The sequence below is a fragment of the Psychrobacter pasteurii genome (assembly GCF_900162815.1).
Taxonomy (GTDB): Bacteria; Pseudomonadota; Gammaproteobacteria; order Pseudomonadales; family Moraxellaceae; genus Psychrobacter; species Psychrobacter pasteurii.
In genome coordinates this window covers 24,528-38,567 of the sequence record NZ_FUGD01000083.1, presented here as the reverse complement: position 1 = coordinate 38,567, position 14,040 = coordinate 24,528, and the positions used below count along the sequence as shown (strand labels likewise).

Here is a 14,040-nt window from a genome sequence, read left to right as displayed (position 1 = left end):
ATAAATAGGCAGTAAATGATAAGTCGAAACCTAAGGAAGATATGATGAGTTGGTTCTTTGCCTTAATACCAGACACTGCAAATGTGGCTATCTGGGCTATGATAATTGCCAGTGCTTTACCTTTTTTGCTGGCTATGTTGGCCAAAGCAATAGGCGGGTTTGGTATGGCAGACAACAGTCACCCCCGTGAGGTGGTTGCTAAGTTTACCGGTAGGGCAGCGCGTGCCAATGCCGCTCAACAAAATAGCTTCGAGAGTTTACCGATATTTTTGGCGTCAGTTATCGTAGCAATGCTGTTTTTTGTCCCACAAATTGTAGTCAACTACCTAGCTGTGATGTACGTGGCTTTGCGTCTGATGTATGCCATTGCCTATATCGTTAACTTGCCAACTTTACGCTCTATTGTTTGGGCATTATCAATGGCTTGTTGTTTTATGCTGTTTTATTTAGCGGTAAAAATGGCCTTTTAGAGTTTTGATAGTCTCAAGATAAAAAGAAAGCCAAAATAAAAAAGGAGCTTGATTCGAATCAAGCTCCTTTTTTGTTTTCAGTAGAAGGTCATACCAATAGAGGGTTACACAATTTGTGCTTGAAGCTTATCCATAATGCTCTGTTTATCACGTACCCGCTTGATGTCTTCCCATAACTCTTTGGCTTCTACGTAGCCTTTGCTTAGCATACCTAGCCACTGTTTATAACGACCAATTAACGCTAAGTCGCTTTTGGCCTCACCTTGAAGAAAGGCAATTTGATGAGCAATTAGTGATTGCCAGGGTAAGATGATGTTTGGGTTCTCAATTTGGGCCACCAAATCTGGTCGGGTCACTGCGCCTCGGCCTAGCATGAGGTGAGGCGTATTTGATTGAGCACTACAACGCAGAGCGTGATCATGATTCCAAATCTCACCGTTGGCAATCACAGGTATCGGCAGTTCAGTAAAGCTGATAATTTTTTCCCAATAAGCGGGTGGCTTATAGCCTTGAGTCTTGGTACGGGCGTGTATTGTCAGCCAGTCGGCCCCACTGTCAGCAATGGCACTTCGAATGTCTTGCAGGTTACTGGTGTCGGTATAGCCCAAGCGTATTTTGGCAGACACTGGGATGTGGTTGGGGGTTTTGTCACGTACGGCAGAGATAATATCACGCATCAGGTGGGGCTCATCGAGTAGGACGCTGCCTCCACGGTGATTGTTAACAGTTTTGGCCGGGCAACCAAAGTTGATATCTATTGCCGGTGCCCCTAGTTCAGCGGCGGCTAGAGCATTTTCGCCCATCAGCTCTGGATTACTGCCTAACAGCTGAATATGAATGGGCGTGCCACTTTCTGTACGGCTGTTATTTTTTAATTCTGGTACATAGCGATAGAACACATGCTCTGGTAACACATGGTGGGTAATACGAATAAATTCGCTCACAGACCAATCGTAGGGTCGTCCCAAGTCAGTAGCAATTTGAGTTAGGATTTGACGCATTAGGGGGTCAGTCAGTCCCTCCATGGGAGCGAGCAGACGCACAGGATTTGAGAAAAATTGGGCTGAAAAAGACATGGCGATTACACAGACGGGGAAATAAAGGAGGCATGATAGCTTATCTTTACCAATACAGCTACTACCTCATAATTAGGATAAGGCACCGCCAAAACGCTAAGTGCCATAAATGACTTTTTTACCGCTTTTAAAGCCAGAGATTAAGTCACTAATATTACTAATGTCTAGATTGTCTTTGGCTCGAGTACAGGCCACGTATAATAAACGCAGCTCTTCAGGGCTAATCTTTATCCCGTGAGTAGTCACATCATAATAAAAGTCATCATCAAGCTGTACCGTATTCCACTCAAGCCCTTTTGCTTTGTGGGCAGTAGATATGACATAGTCTGCATCACGTACATCCGTCAAGCTATTTACGGCCTGTGACAACACATCTGTACCATGGTCATCGACCAGCTTAACCAAGGTTTTTAGATCGCTTCCTTCATTGGTCTCGGCATAATCTTGAACATCACTCCAGTTATAAAAATAGGCCAGCTCTGGTACGCCGTAGGCAGATTTACCGGCCTTTAGACTCTCAGCGGCTTTACAGAATTTGAGCATTCTATCAGCGTCTGCTTGTAGGGCGACCTTGTGCCCATTCTTTAGCCCTGACAACAGCTGTGCCATTGCAGCAGCGTTAGTCCGGCATAAAATGGCATCTTTTTTACCATGGGTCGAAATTTTGTTCGTACTGGAGGTCTTCTTGGGATTGCCTCGTAAGGGAACTTCTTCTTGTAGCGCTTTTAAAAATAAGTTGGCCACATCGGCGATGTCTTCCCCAAACCGGAAGGACTGAGTCAGTAAGGTCTGCGGTAAAGGGAGCTTTTTCATGGCATTGACCGCCCCACGCCATTCATAAATTTGCTGATGGGCGTCACCGACATAGATGACCTGACGCGACTGCTGAGTTAGGATACCCATCATTAAGGGGTCTGCATCTTGGGCTTCATCAAATAAGATAAAGTCAGCCGGAATAATAGGCTTTGATAGAGCCCACAGCTTTAGATAAATATCATGGCCAATGCCCGCTGGGTGTCTAGCATCTATAGACTGCTGCCAACGCTTCTCCACTGCAGGGTACAGCATCTCACGCAGTTGCTCTTCGTCTGATGCCGAAATCCAGCTGGGGAATATCAAATGGCGAGGGGCAGGGTAGCTGGCATGAGTGCTACAAAAGTTGCTAACCGCATCACTGACAAATCGTGCTTGGCGGGCAGGGGTTAAATTAACATAAGTGGTTTTCCCCTCCATCTGACGGCGTACTTGGACAGTGCGCAGCCCCAAATCATCGCCCAATCGCTTGGGTGAAAAACGCGGTAATGACAGCTTGGCGGTAATATCGCGAGGCACATGACGGTATGCTAAAGAGTGAAAGGTGCGACAATCTACATGACCTGGGAACTTTTGCTTCGCCTCATTAGCAATGCCTTTGTTAAAAGCCAAATATAGGCCTCGGCCACGCAGACGTTCAGCGATAAGCTTTAGTGTGGTGGTTTTACCGGCACCTGCATAGGCGACGATTTTAAAGGACTTACCATCCATGGCCATGTTTAAAGCAGCCAACTGCTCATCGGTCGGAGCACTCATATAGGCCGGCATGGGTGCTGACGATAAAGCAGTTACAGACATATTATTACCTATGGATAAAAAAAGAGGGGTAAAAAAACCATTGACGAAGCAATGGTAGCTGACACAGCTCATTGGTTAAGTAGTGGTCTATTCTCTCTTTTAGAAGATGAATAGAGCCTGTAAATAGAGCTGTAGCGTAATATAAAAGATATAGGGGCCAAAGTTTGGCTATAGAATTGGAGCGATAAATAAGGACTCCAAGCTATTAACAAGAAGTTGATGCTGGGAGTCGAGGGTTATTATAGCAGATTAAAGAGCGCTGAAAATTTAAACGGTGTATTTAGCGAAGACTAAAGAGGGGCTAGGTTTTGCTCCAGCTACTCTTTGTCAGCAAGAGCTGCTTTCTTTTCTTTCACCAAAACACGGGCCAAAAACAAACCGATTTCAAATAATAAAATCATAGGAACGGCCAACAAGAACATAGAAGGCACATCAGGAGGTGACATTACCCCAGCTGCCGCAAAGCAAGCGACAATCACGTAGCGTCTTTTATCGGCAAGGGTAGCGACTGATACGACACCCGTCACAACCAAGATAAGCACCACCACCGGTATCTCAAAGGTAATCCCAAACAGCATCAACAGCTTGGTCACAAAGCTAAGATAGCTTTCGATATCGGTCATTGGCACGACGCTTGAGGGCGAGAAGGTAATCAAGAAGCTCAACGCTCGTTTTAAGACCACAAAGTAAGCAAAGGCTACCCCAGTATAAAAAAGCAGGATTGAGGACAGCAAAATAGGAATGGCTATTCTTTTTTCGTGCCTATATAAGCCTGGAGCAACAAAAGCCCAAATTTGATACAAGATAAAGGGCATCGCAAAGAAGGCGGAAGTCAGTAACGTCAGCCGAATAGGGGCCATGAAGTTAGCCACTGGATCGATGGCAATCATGGTGGAGGCTGTGGGCAGTATCTCTACTAGCGGCTCAGAGATAATATCGTACAGCTCGCGCGAGAAACCCACCAGTCCTAAGAAAATAACAGCAACTACCACCATAATTTTGATCAGGTGTGATCTTAGCTCAACCAAATGCTCAGTCAACGGCATATCTTTCAGAGCGTCATCACTGGCTGTTGTGTCCGTGGAGTTCATAGCCTCATTGTCATTTTGGTTGTCAGTGTCTTTAGAGGTGAAGCGCTGTTTCTTCTTTTTTAATAAACTCATGGTCTGACCTCAGTAGGCTTAGCTGAGCCAGTGTCTGTAGTGTATAACAAAGGATTGGCGGTATAGTTGGGTAAAAAGGGCGGTGGCGGCAAGCGTCGCACTCGGTCGTAGTCTCCCAATAAAAACCACATGTTCTCCCAAGGGCGGGTCATCTGTGGAGCAGAGACTTCAGCGGGCTGGTCTTCAGCAGAGTCATCAATGTCAGTAGTTTGAGTGGTTAATGAGTCCGATCCCTTTACAGAGCCATAAGAATAATCGGTATTTGGATTGGCATTAGCAACAGGATGCACCCACTCTTTATCTTCAGTGTTGTCCGTAGGTTTTCCTGATTGTAATTGTCTAAGCTGTGAGTTTTGTTGTTGCTCAAACTCTTGGATACTGCCACGCAGCTGAGCCATTTCTTTTTGCATCTCAGCTTCTGACTCACGGATTTTAGCCAACTCTTGCTGCATTAATTGGCGAGTTTCTGCCAAGTCCAGCTCAGCTTCCATTTCAGCCTTCAAAGTGCCTATGGTACGGCGGAACTTAGAATAGTAAGTACCTACCGTACGCATCGCTTGCGGTAACTTTTCGGGACCCAAAACGACGAGCGCAATGATACCAAAGACCATAAGCTCATAAAAACTGAAGTTAAACATAGCCGCTTAATATCCTATCACTGTATTTAATAGCACAGACACCTGTAATAAGAACTAAGATTGATGAGTGTCTTCAGCCTTTGTTTTTTCTACTGTCACTTTGACCTCTGAGTTTTCAGAGGTTTCGTGATCGATAACTTTTGGCTGGTTTTTGGCTTTGGCATGGGCTTCTTCTTCATCTTTTACCGCGTCTTTAAAGCCTTTAACCGCACCCCCTAAGTCTTTACCTGCGTTTTTTAATTTCGAGGTACCGAAAATAAGCAAGGCAATGCCTAGAATAATTAACAACTGCATTGGAGATAGGCTCATGATAGTGTCCTTTTATTTAACTCATTAATTTAGGGATAAAGCTTCAGTGGTTTTTGACTCAAATTAGACCCAAAACCCTTATATCTATTGCGTACGGCTATTTTTCTCATCTATACCCGACAGGCCAAATCGTCTCGCTAGCTCTACTAAAACGCGATCAGACCGTATATTAAACCAAGCTAATGTGACAATTGTATGGAACCAAACATCAGCAATCTCATAAATAAGGTCATCGGTTAAAGCTTGATGCTCCTCACCTATGTCACTATCTGTGGCGACCACAGCTTCTGTGCTGTTGCTAGCAAAGGCCAAATCTTTAGCCGCTATGATGGTCTCGACCGCTTCTTCACCGACTTTCTCTAAAATCTTATTAATACCCTTGGCATATAGGCTAGCGACATAGGAGCTTTTGGCATCGGCTTGTTTGCGCTCCGCCATCACGGCATCTAAGTGCTGGAGTACGGTGCTGGCTTCAATAGCTGCCGCAGAGTCTGTGTTATCAGTTACGCTACTATTCTCTGTGGTTATTATAGCATCCGTTTTATGGGAGGCAGTAGTGCCATAAATCTCATTGGGGTCTTTAAGAACAGGGGCTACCGTCTCCCAACTAGGGGTGGATGACGTTAAGTCTAGCTTACGATAAAAGCAGGATTTACGTCCGGTATGACAAGCAATGTCGGCTATTTGAGTCACAGACAATACAATCACATCCGCATCACAATCTAGATGAATGTCGTGCACAATTTGAGTATGTCCCGAGCTTTCTCCCTTATGCCATAACTTACCGCGCGAGCGTGAAAAATAAACCGCTGTTTTGGTCTGTGCCGTAAGCTGTAAAGACTCACGGTTCATCCAAGCCATCATTAAAATCTCACCCGTCTCTTTGTCTTGAGCAATCGCTGGGATGAGGCCCTCTGTGGTGAAAGTGATTTCATCTAACCAAGGGGCATTGTTATTGAGGTTAACGCTAGTATCAGTAATTGGTGTATCGGGGTTGGACATGAGGCAGCACCCTGTTAATCAAGTTAAAGCTAGTCAAATTAAAGCTAAGTTCTAATTTTTTCAATCTGGTCCCTTTACAGACTCCTTTTTCATTGTTAAAGAGCATAGTAACTGCTGTAGAGGGGCGCAATCTTTTTAGGATATAGCCTTAGTATATAGGTTTATAATCCAGTCGGCATTATTATATAGCAAGCCCTGATTTGTACGATATGACGATATATAGACAAAAGCTGAGAAAGCGTAAGGTTTAGATTACAGGCGTGGATAATATTTTTAATTGTAGGCATTAAAGTTGGCTTAACAGAGTGAATTTAGTTGGTTAAAAGCTTAGTATCTGATATAATGCGCGCTTCCCACCTCAAGGCAGTGTTGGAATCGTCTTTATAATAAGCATTTAATGGCTGTTTATAAAGAAAGATAAACCCACTGACGAACAGGTTTTCCCTTGGCTGTTAAGTCAGCAATTATCAGTCTTAGATAATGGCATAGACTAGCAACAAAGAATAAGAGGTTCTTATGAAAGTTAAAATGAAAACAAAACGTGGTGCTGCTAAGCGCTTCAAAAAAACTGCTAACGGCTTCAAGCGTAAGCAAGCGTTCAAACGCCACATTCTGACCAAAAAGTCTCCTAAACGTATTCGCCAATTACGTGGTACGAAACTGGTGCATGTTGCTGATGTAGCTGCGGTTCGCCGTATGTGCCCTTATTTATAACCCACTTAATTTTTATTGTTCTTATATTATTTAACTTAATTGAAAGTATAAGTTCAGGCAAATCAATTTATTAGGAGTATCTTATGGCCCGTGTAAAACGTGGTGTTCAAGCAAACCGTCGTCACAAAAAAATCTTAAAGCGCGCTAAAGGCTATTACGGCGCTCGTTCACGTGTTTATCGCGTAGCGGTACAAGCTGTAACTAAAGCTGGCCAATATGCATATCGTGACCGTCGTAACAAAAAACGTACTTTCCGTCGTCTATGGATCGCTCGTATCAACGCTGGTGCACGTTTAAATGGTTTAAGCTATAGCCGTTTCATCAATGGTCTGAAAAAAGCAAATATCGAAATCGATCGTCGCGTTCTAGCTGACATCGCTATGCACGATGCTGCTGCATTCACTGCATTGACTGAAAAAGCAAAAGCTGCATTGGCTTAATTATTAAAATTAAGCATAAGTAGTTATTATCGTTATAAAAGAAGCCATCGCATATGATGGCTTTTTTTGTTTTATTTGCTTACAATTACTGCAACTGAACATTTATAACTATTATATACAAACGCTTAAGTTGCAGCCCCGACTTTGCTATCCTTAAATTTTAGGTGCCTGAAGCTTCACTAAGGCTGCCATTAGCTAACAAACTCTGAGAATGCTTACATGACTCAATCTGACGTTTCATCAACTGACCCTACATCAAATGCTGCTGACAATAAACGCAGCTTAGCTGAGCTTACCGCCAGCCTACCAAGCTTATCTGATGTGTTAAGCGAGTTAACCGAAGCCGAGTTACAAGGCTATGCTGAGGCAGCTAAGTCTGCGATTGGCGAGATTGTTAACCCTGCAGATTTACAGCAAATGCGAGTGACACTCACCGGTAAAAAGAGTGCTTTAACTGGTTGGTCGAAGCAGATGGGTAAACTCGATGCCGACAGTAGAAAAACGAAAGGTGGCTGGTTGCATCAAGTACGTACTCAGATCACTGACAGCCTAAATGCCCAGCAGCAAGTATTAGAAGAGGCGGCACTTAACGCCAAGCTTGAAGCAGAGCGTATTGACATCACTTTACCCGCTCGTGGTCAACAAAAAGGTCAATTGCATCCTGTAACTATGACCGCTCAGCGCATGCAGCAGTTCTTTATGCAAGCTGGCTTTAATGTGGCAACAGGTCCTGAAGTTGAAAGTGATTACTACAACTTTGAGGCGCTAAATATTCCGTCGCATCACCCTGCGCGCGCCATGCATGACACCTTCTATTTTGATGCACATTATTTATTGCGTACGCACACCAGTCCGGTACAAATTCGTACCATGGAAGCAGGTGAGCCACCGATTCGTATTATCTGTCCAGGTCGTGTCTACCGCTGTGACTCAGACCAAACGCACTCTCCTATGTTCCATCAGCTAGAAGGCTTGATGGTGACTGAGCACACCACTTTTGCAGAGTTAAAAGGCCTTATTAACGAGTTTTTAGAAGCCTTCTTTGGTAAGCAATTAACCGTACGTTTCCGTCCATCATTCTTCCCATTCACTGAGCCTTCAGCAGAAGTAGATATCTTAGCGGATAACGGTAAATGGCTTGAGGTTATGGGCTGCGGTATGGTGCATCCCAAAGTATTGACCAACTGTGGTATCGACTCTGAAAAATACACAGGCTTTGCCTTCGGTATGGGTATCGAGCGTTTTGCCATGCTTTATTATGGTATTGATGATTTGCGTTTGTTCTTCCAAAACGATGTGCGATTCTTACGCCAGTTTGGATAAACCACAAACGGTTATTTTGAATCATACTCTACCAATAACAGACATAATAATTTGACAGCCTTTTGAGAATTCTATGAAAATTAGCGAACAATGGTTACGCGAGTGGGTAAATCCCAACAATGATACACAGGCATTGGCCGATCAATTAACCATGGCAGGCCTTGAGATTGATGATATTGAAGCGGTTGCTGCCGACTTTAGTGGCGTGGTCGTGGGTGAGGTTATCAGCGTTGAGCAGCATCCTGATGCAGATAAGCTACGAGTGACTCAGGTTAATATCAATGCCGATGCGCCTTTACAAATTGTTTGTGGTGCGCCTAACGTCAAAGTTGGCATGCGTGCGCCAGTGGCAACCATTGGTGCCAAGTTGCCTACTGAAGATGGCAAAGGTTTTAAAATTAAGAAGAGTAAGCTGCGTGGTGTAGAGTCACAAGGTATGCTGTGTGGTGCCTCAGAGATTGACTTACCAGACGTTGTTGATGGTCTGCTAGAGCTACCAGAGGACGCCCCAATTGGGGTGGATATCCGTGACTACCTTGGTCTAGACAATAAAGTATTAGACATCTCTATCACACCAAACCGTGGTGATTGTTTTAGTGTGCGCGGTGTTGCTCGTGAAATCGGCGTCATCAATGGCCTACAAGTAACGGCACCTGAAATCAAGGCACAACAAGGTGAAGTGGATACCACACGAGCGGTAACCGTAGAAGCCATTGACGCTTGTCCTCGTTATTTAGCGCAGCCTGTTTTAGACATCGATCGCAGTGTTGAGACCCCAGATTGGATGCAAAAAGCGTTGCTACAAAGTGGTCAGCGTCTGCATAACTTCTTAGTTGATGTGACCAACTATGTTCTATTAGAGCTTGGTCAGCCGTTACATGCGTTTGATGGCGATAAGCTGTTTGGTAGTATTCAGGTTCGTATCGCTAAAGAGGGCGAAACACTTGAGCTGCTAAATGAACAAACCATTACCTTTAAAGGCGATGAGTTAGTTATTGCCGATGAAGAAGGCATTGTGGCATTAGCTGGTATCATGGGTGGTATGCGCAGCAGTGTGACTGACAGCACCACCAATATTGTTTTAGAAAGTGCTTTCTTTGATCAGTTAGCCATAGCAGGCCGTGCCCGTCGTTTTGGCCTTCATACCGATGCGTCACAGCGCTTTGAGCGTGGGGTAGATTTTGAGCTGCCAATGCAGGCTTTAAATCGTGCGGTTAACCTAATTAGTAGTGTGGCCAGCGCTAAAGCCGGTAATATTACTGCGGTTGAAAACCTTGAGAAACTACCAAAAAGAGCAGCTGTCGAATTGCCTCTGCATAAAGTGTCAGAAGTAATTGGCATTGAAATTGAAAAACAGCGTATTATTGAAATATTGACTCAACTTGAGATTCAGGTAGAAGAGCAGCAACAAGACGGCGTGACCGTGCTAAGCTGTTTGCCACCAAGTCATCGCTTTGATATTGAAATCAAAGAAGATTTGATTGAGGAAGTGGCTCGTATCTACGGCTATGACAATATTCCAAGCACCTTACCTAACCTTGGTGTTGATATGCGTTACGACGATAGCGCAGACTTAACACACCGCTTAAAGTTGACTATGGTTGATGCAGGCTACATGGAAGCCATCAGCTTTAGTTTCAGCGATGAAAAAATGGAAAAGGCTTTGGATGATTCAAAGCTGGGTAACTTGTTAGCATTGGCCAACCCTATTTCAGCAGATTTAGCGGTTATGCGCCGTACTTTATTGTCTAGCTTGATTCCTTGTGTTCAGTATAACTTGAATCGTCAGCAGCCTAGAGTTCGCTTCTTCGAAACCGGTCTAAGCTTTGTGGGTGCTACGATTGATGAGTTGGTACAAACGCCAAGCCTAGCTATCGTAGCTACCGGTGACATTAATCCAGAGCAGGCCCACAGCAATCGTGCGATGGACTTCTTTGACTTAAAGCGTGATGTAGAACAATTACTGCCTTCAACTTTAGACGAGTCACGCATCAGTTATCAGCGCAGTGAAATGGCCTTCTTGCATCCTGGCCAAAGTGCTGAATTATTAATTGATGGCAAAGTAGTGGGCTGGTTGGGCCAACTGCATCCTACTGTGGCACAAAAGCTTGATTTACCAACAACTTGGGTAGCACAATTGGCTTTAGCCCCTATTTTAGAAGAAGCTCGAGTGACTCAAAGTATCGCTAGCCCTTCTAAGTTCCCACAGGTGCGTCGTGATATAGCCTTGCTAGTAGAGGCTGAAATTCCACGTCAGGCTTTATCTCAAACCATTCGTGAAGCGGGTGGGGCGTTGTTACAGCAACACTGGTTGTTTGATGTGTATCAAGGCGAGCACACGCCAGAAGGTATGCGTTCAGTGGCCTTTGCTCTAGTTTGGCAAGACGTTGCGCAGACTTTGTCTGATGACGTAGTCAATGAAGCTATGCAACGTGTCATTGAGGCATTGCAAGAGCAGCATGGTGCACAGCTAAGAGACAGCTAATCTTTAGTCTCAAAGGTGTTTTTATAGTAGGATACGGTTAACGCTATAAATTAGGGGTTAACTGGTTTTAGGAGGGGTGATTGCACCCCGTCCTAAATTTTGCGTTGATATTAATTGACGCATTAGGAGGAAGCCTAGCGAGCAGGAAGCTTAAAGGGTATTTTAATTATAATAATTCTGGGTCTCTTTAGACCATTTCAAGAGTTTTACACCATAAGGAAGCCGTAATGACAGTAAAAAACTCAGAAACACAGACGTTGACCAAAGCAGATATCATTGATCATTTGGTTGGCAAGTTTGGTTTTACAAGACAGCAAGGAAGGCTGCTAGTAGACTCATTCTTTGATGAAATTTATGATAATTTAGTAGAGGGTAGAGACGTAAAGCTCTCTGGATTTGGAAACTTTATTCTAAAAGATAAAAAAAGCAGACCAGGTCGTAATCCTAAAACTGGAGAAGAGGTACAGATCTCAGCTCGCCGAGTGGTTACTTTTAAAGCAGGGCAAAAATTACGTCGTCAAGTAGAGGACTATCAGCTACAGTCTCAATCGCTATAGTCTTAATTTTAGTGGTAAAGCGCGCCAATGATTTAGGGATAGGCTGATAAAGCAGATTTGTATGAGTCATTGGTTTGTTTTTAAATAAGCAGCTAAAAGCTAAAAGCTAAAAGCTAAAAGCTAAAAGCTAAAAGCTAAAAGCTAAAAGCTAAACTCAATTTAACTATCTATAGTTCTTATATCTACAACTCTTAACTACCTACTGTTCGACAAATAAAAAAAGAGAGCCAAAGGCTCTCTTTTTTCGTACTATTGTTAGTGTTACTAGACAATAGAAACTTTATCGCTAAATTACTGAGCAACTTCGTCAGCAGCAGCTTCGCCTTCAGCCATTGCTTCGTTAGCAGCAGCGTCAGTATCGATGTTGTCAGCTTCTTCAGCAGCTTCAGCGTCGCCGTCAGCAGCAACAACTTCAGCTTCAGCAGCAGCTTCTTGAGTGTCAGCAACAACTTCTTGCTCAGTAGCAACTTCTTCGCCTTCAGCAGCAGCTTCTTCTAGCTGTACTTCTGCGTCTTGTAGCTCTTCTTGAGCGTCGTTGATGTCTTCAACAGCGTTTTCTTTGTTGCTATCACAAGCTGTTAAACCCATAGTAGCTGCCATTAAGCCTGAAAGTGCAAGTAGCTTAAGTTTCATAATTTTCTCCAAGAAAGTGAAATATAACTGACACATCAATTTATAAAAAGCTACGCAGAAATAGGAAGTATTGCTGTCATTTAACTTTCTATAAATATAATTTTGAAGGGTCAGAATTCGTTAACGATTATACATCACTAATATTACAAATTAAAGTAAATTTGGTTAAACATTATATTTAGATACAATTTTTAACGAAACGCTTGGAACATGTTTACCAGTATGTTTCAACTGCCCAGCCCATAAATATACAAAATAGCTATTTATAAAATTGGCAGGTGTTCTAAACTCTATTCATATATGGTTGTATATAATATAGATTTACTTGTAAAAAGCTACAATATAATTTAGGTAAAAAGTGACTAAATGTAAATATATGGGGGTTTAGGCAATAATTTATAGCCTACGCTCCGAATATCTGCTAATTATACTTTTTAATATAACGGCATGCATTAAAAATTTTTTGATTTTTTCAAAAAAGTGTCATATTTAATAGTAGTAGTAAATTTGATATCTATGATACTAACCTGCCAAGCTATGATATAAAGGCATAAACAAGTTTATAGCCAAACAAAAATATTGGGGTTACTATGAATATCCCCCTGACTTTTAGGTAATGATTGAGGCGAATATCTATGAAATGGCGTGATAGAAGTGGTAGCTCAAACGTACGCATGAGCGGTGGTAAGGCCGCTGGTGGGGGAATCTTTGGTATTATTATTGGGCTGGTCTTATGGCTAGTGTTTGGGGTGAACCCCATGACTGCCTTTCAGACTGGACAATCGATGACAGCAGGAGACAGTACCAGTACTCAGCCTTTAGATGACAACAGTCGTGATGCTCAGTTTGTCTCTGTGGTATTGGCAGATACGGAAGCGGTATGGCAAGAGATCTTCCAGGAGATGGGCAGCAGCTATAGAGAGCCTAAACTGGTTTTATTTAATGGCCGAGTAAATTCAGCTTGTGGTAGTGCTACCTCAGCTACCGGTCCTTTTTATTGTCCAGGGGATCAACAGGTTTATTTGGACACCTCGTTTTTCACTGAAATGCGTAATAATTTAGGAATTGCCGGCGATCAACAAGGCTCAGGCGATGCTGAAAACCAAGGCAAGGCCGGTGACTTCGCCCAAGCTTACGTGATTGCTCATGAAGTTGGTCATCATGTACAGACTTTATTAGGCACTTCTCAGAAAGTGAATCAAGCCCGTCGTCAACTTAGTGAAACCCAAGGCAACCAGCTTTCGGTACGTCAAGAGTTACAGGCGGACTGCTATGCTGGCGTTTGGGCCAACCGCAATCAGCAGCGGGTTCAGTTCTTAGAAGAAGGCGATATAGAAGAAGCCTTACATGCGGCCAGCCAAATCGGCGATGACCGTCTAACTCAAGGCACGGTTATGCCAGATAACTTCACCCATGGTACCAGCCAACAGCGTGTAAATTGGTTTACTCGTGGGCTTGAAAGCGGTGATATCCGCAGTTGCGACACTTTCTCTGGTGCCGTTTAAGCCAGATTTTAAGGGGCTATTTATTAAGTAGATGGCCTGTTACGACCTAATTAATATAGCCTAGTTAATGTAGAAAACCAATCAACATAAAAAAAGAGCCTGCAATGCAGGCTC

At 43.5% G+C, this 14,040-nt stretch carries 14 protein-coding genes; 7 read left to right on the top strand and 7 right to left on the bottom strand.

Annotated features, from left to right (window positions below; all coding sequences use genetic code 11):
* Positions 1-44: 44 nt before the first annotated feature.
* Positions 45-470, top strand: coding sequence for an MAPEG family protein (locus A1232T_RS07180; RefSeq protein ID WP_077448777.1), 426 nt, complete (start codon positions 45-47; stop codon positions 468-470).
* 104 nt (positions 471-574) lie between these two features.
* Here A1232T_RS07180 and A1232T_RS07175 read toward each other — a convergent pair whose 3' ends face one another.
* The 6 genes from A1232T_RS07175 to hisIE all read right to left on the bottom strand — a co-directional run bounded on the left by A1232T_RS07175 (position 575) and on the right by hisIE (position 6,269).
* Positions 575-1,546, bottom strand: coding sequence for a tRNA dihydrouridine synthase (locus A1232T_RS07175; protein ID WP_077448776.1), 972 nt, complete (start codon positions 1,544-1,546; stop codon positions 575-577).
* A gap of 96 nt (positions 1,547-1,642) precedes the next feature.
* Complete coding sequence (locus A1232T_RS07170) at positions 1,643-3,157, bottom strand: UvrD-helicase domain-containing protein (RefSeq protein ID WP_077448775.1); 1,515 nt, start codon at positions 3,155-3,157, stop codon at positions 1,643-1,645.
* A gap of 317 nt (positions 3,158-3,474) precedes the next feature.
* A complete protein-coding gene (gene tatC / locus A1232T_RS07165; RefSeq protein ID WP_077448774.1) occupies positions 3,475-4,320 on the bottom strand; it encodes a twin-arginine translocase subunit TatC in 846 nt (281 codons plus the stop codon).
* On the bottom strand, positions 4,317-4,958 hold the full coding sequence (tatB, locus tag A1232T_RS07160; RefSeq protein WP_077448773.1) for a Sec-independent protein translocase protein TatB: 642 nt from the start codon (positions 4,956-4,958) through the stop codon (positions 4,317-4,319). Before tatB ends, tatC begins: the two co-directional genes overlap by 4 nt.
* Positions 4,959-5,012: 54 nt before the next feature.
* Positions 5,013-5,267 (bottom strand): twin-arginine translocase TatA/TatE family subunit, encoded by a 255-nt coding sequence (gene tatA, locus A1232T_RS07155; RefSeq protein WP_077448772.1) that lies wholly within the window; start codon positions 5,265-5,267, stop codon positions 5,013-5,015.
* Positions 5,268-5,351: 84 nt separating this feature from the next.
* Positions 5,352-6,269 carry a bifunctional phosphoribosyl-AMP cyclohydrolase/phosphoribosyl-ATP diphosphatase HisIE gene (gene hisIE, locus A1232T_RS07150; protein WP_077448771.1) on the bottom strand — a complete coding sequence of 306 codons (918 nt, stop codon included), beginning with the start codon at positions 6,267-6,269 and terminating at the stop codon, positions 5,352-5,354.
* A 516-nt stretch (positions 6,270-6,785) separates the two neighbouring features.
* Here hisIE and rpmI point away from each other — a divergent pair.
* From rpmI to A1232T_RS07125, 5 genes are all read left to right on the top strand, one after another.
* Complete coding sequence (rpmI, locus tag A1232T_RS07145; protein WP_007394883.1) at positions 6,786-6,983, top strand: 50S ribosomal protein L35; 198 nt, start codon at positions 6,786-6,788, stop codon at positions 6,981-6,983.
* A gap of 83 nt (positions 6,984-7,066) precedes the next feature.
* Positions 7,067-7,423, top strand: coding sequence for a 50S ribosomal protein L20 (gene rplT, locus A1232T_RS07140; protein WP_007394884.1), 357 nt, complete (start codon positions 7,067-7,069; stop codon positions 7,421-7,423).
* Positions 7,424-7,642: 219 nt separating this feature from the next.
* Positions 7,643-8,746 carry a phenylalanine--tRNA ligase subunit alpha gene (gene pheS, locus A1232T_RS07135; protein ID WP_244152408.1) on the top strand — a complete coding sequence of 368 codons (1,104 nt, stop codon included), beginning with the start codon at positions 7,643-7,645 and terminating at the stop codon, positions 8,744-8,746.
* Positions 8,747-8,819: 73 nt separating this feature from the next.
* Positions 8,820-11,231, top strand: coding sequence for a phenylalanine--tRNA ligase subunit beta (gene pheT, locus A1232T_RS07130; protein ID WP_077448770.1), 2,412 nt, complete (start codon positions 8,820-8,822; stop codon positions 11,229-11,231).
* Positions 11,232-11,458: 227 nt separating this feature from the next.
* Positions 11,459-11,788 (top strand): integration host factor subunit alpha, encoded by a 330-nt coding sequence (locus A1232T_RS07125; protein ID WP_077448769.1) that lies wholly within the window; start codon positions 11,459-11,461, stop codon positions 11,786-11,788.
* Between the two features lie 291 nt (positions 11,789-12,079).
* Here A1232T_RS07125 and A1232T_RS07120 read toward each other — a convergent pair whose 3' ends face one another.
* Positions 12,080-12,421 carry a hypothetical protein gene (locus A1232T_RS07120; protein ID WP_077448768.1) on the bottom strand — a complete coding sequence of 114 codons (342 nt, stop codon included), beginning with the start codon at positions 12,419-12,421 and terminating at the stop codon, positions 12,080-12,082.
* A gap of 635 nt (positions 12,422-13,056) precedes the next feature.
* On the opposite strand from A1232T_RS07120, the gene ypfJ reads away from it, so the two are divergent.
* Positions 13,057-13,926 (top strand): KPN_02809 family neutral zinc metallopeptidase, encoded by an 870-nt coding sequence (gene ypfJ, locus A1232T_RS07115; RefSeq protein ID WP_077448767.1) that lies wholly within the window; start codon positions 13,057-13,059, stop codon positions 13,924-13,926.
* The last annotated feature ends 114 nt before the right edge of the window (positions 13,927-14,040 follow it).

Coding starts and splice junctions, on each gene's coding strand:
- A1232T_RS07180 (WP_077448777.1), top strand. CDS start 45: ATGAGTTGGTTCTTTGCCTTAATACCAGACACTGCAAATGTGGCTATC.
- A1232T_RS07175 (WP_077448776.1), bottom strand. CDS start 1,546: ATGTCTTTTTCAGCCCAATTTTTCTCAAATCCTGTGCGTCTGCTCGCT.
- A1232T_RS07170 (WP_077448775.1), bottom strand. CDS start 3,157: ATGTCTGTAACTGCTTTATCGTCAGCACCCATGCCGGCCTATATGAGT.
- tatC (WP_077448774.1), bottom strand. CDS start 4,320: ATGAGTTTATTAAAAAAGAAGAAACAGCGCTTCACCTCTAAAGACACT.
- tatB (WP_077448773.1), bottom strand. CDS start 4,958: ATGTTTAACTTCAGTTTTTATGAGCTTATGGTCTTTGGTATCATTGCG.
- tatA (WP_077448772.1), bottom strand. CDS start 5,267: ATGAGCCTATCTCCAATGCAGTTGTTAATTATTCTAGGCATTGCCTTG.
- hisIE (WP_077448771.1), bottom strand. CDS start 6,269: ATGTCCAACCCCGATACACCAATTACTGATACTAGCGTTAACCTCAAT.
- rpmI (WP_007394883.1), top strand. CDS start 6,786: ATGAAAGTTAAAATGAAAACAAAACGTGGTGCTGCTAAGCGCTTCAAA.
- rplT (WP_007394884.1), top strand. CDS start 7,067: ATGGCCCGTGTAAAACGTGGTGTTCAAGCAAACCGTCGTCACAAAAAA.
- pheS (WP_244152408.1), top strand. CDS start 7,643: ATGACTCAATCTGACGTTTCATCAACTGACCCTACATCAAATGCTGCT.
- pheT (WP_077448770.1), top strand. CDS start 8,820: ATGAAAATTAGCGAACAATGGTTACGCGAGTGGGTAAATCCCAACAAT.
- A1232T_RS07125 (WP_077448769.1), top strand. CDS start 11,459: ATGACAGTAAAAAACTCAGAAACACAGACGTTGACCAAAGCAGATATC.
- A1232T_RS07120 (WP_077448768.1), bottom strand. CDS start 12,421: ATGAAACTTAAGCTACTTGCACTTTCAGGCTTAATGGCAGCTACTATG.
- ypfJ (WP_077448767.1), top strand. CDS start 13,057: ATGAAATGGCGTGATAGAAGTGGTAGCTCAAACGTACGCATGAGCGGT.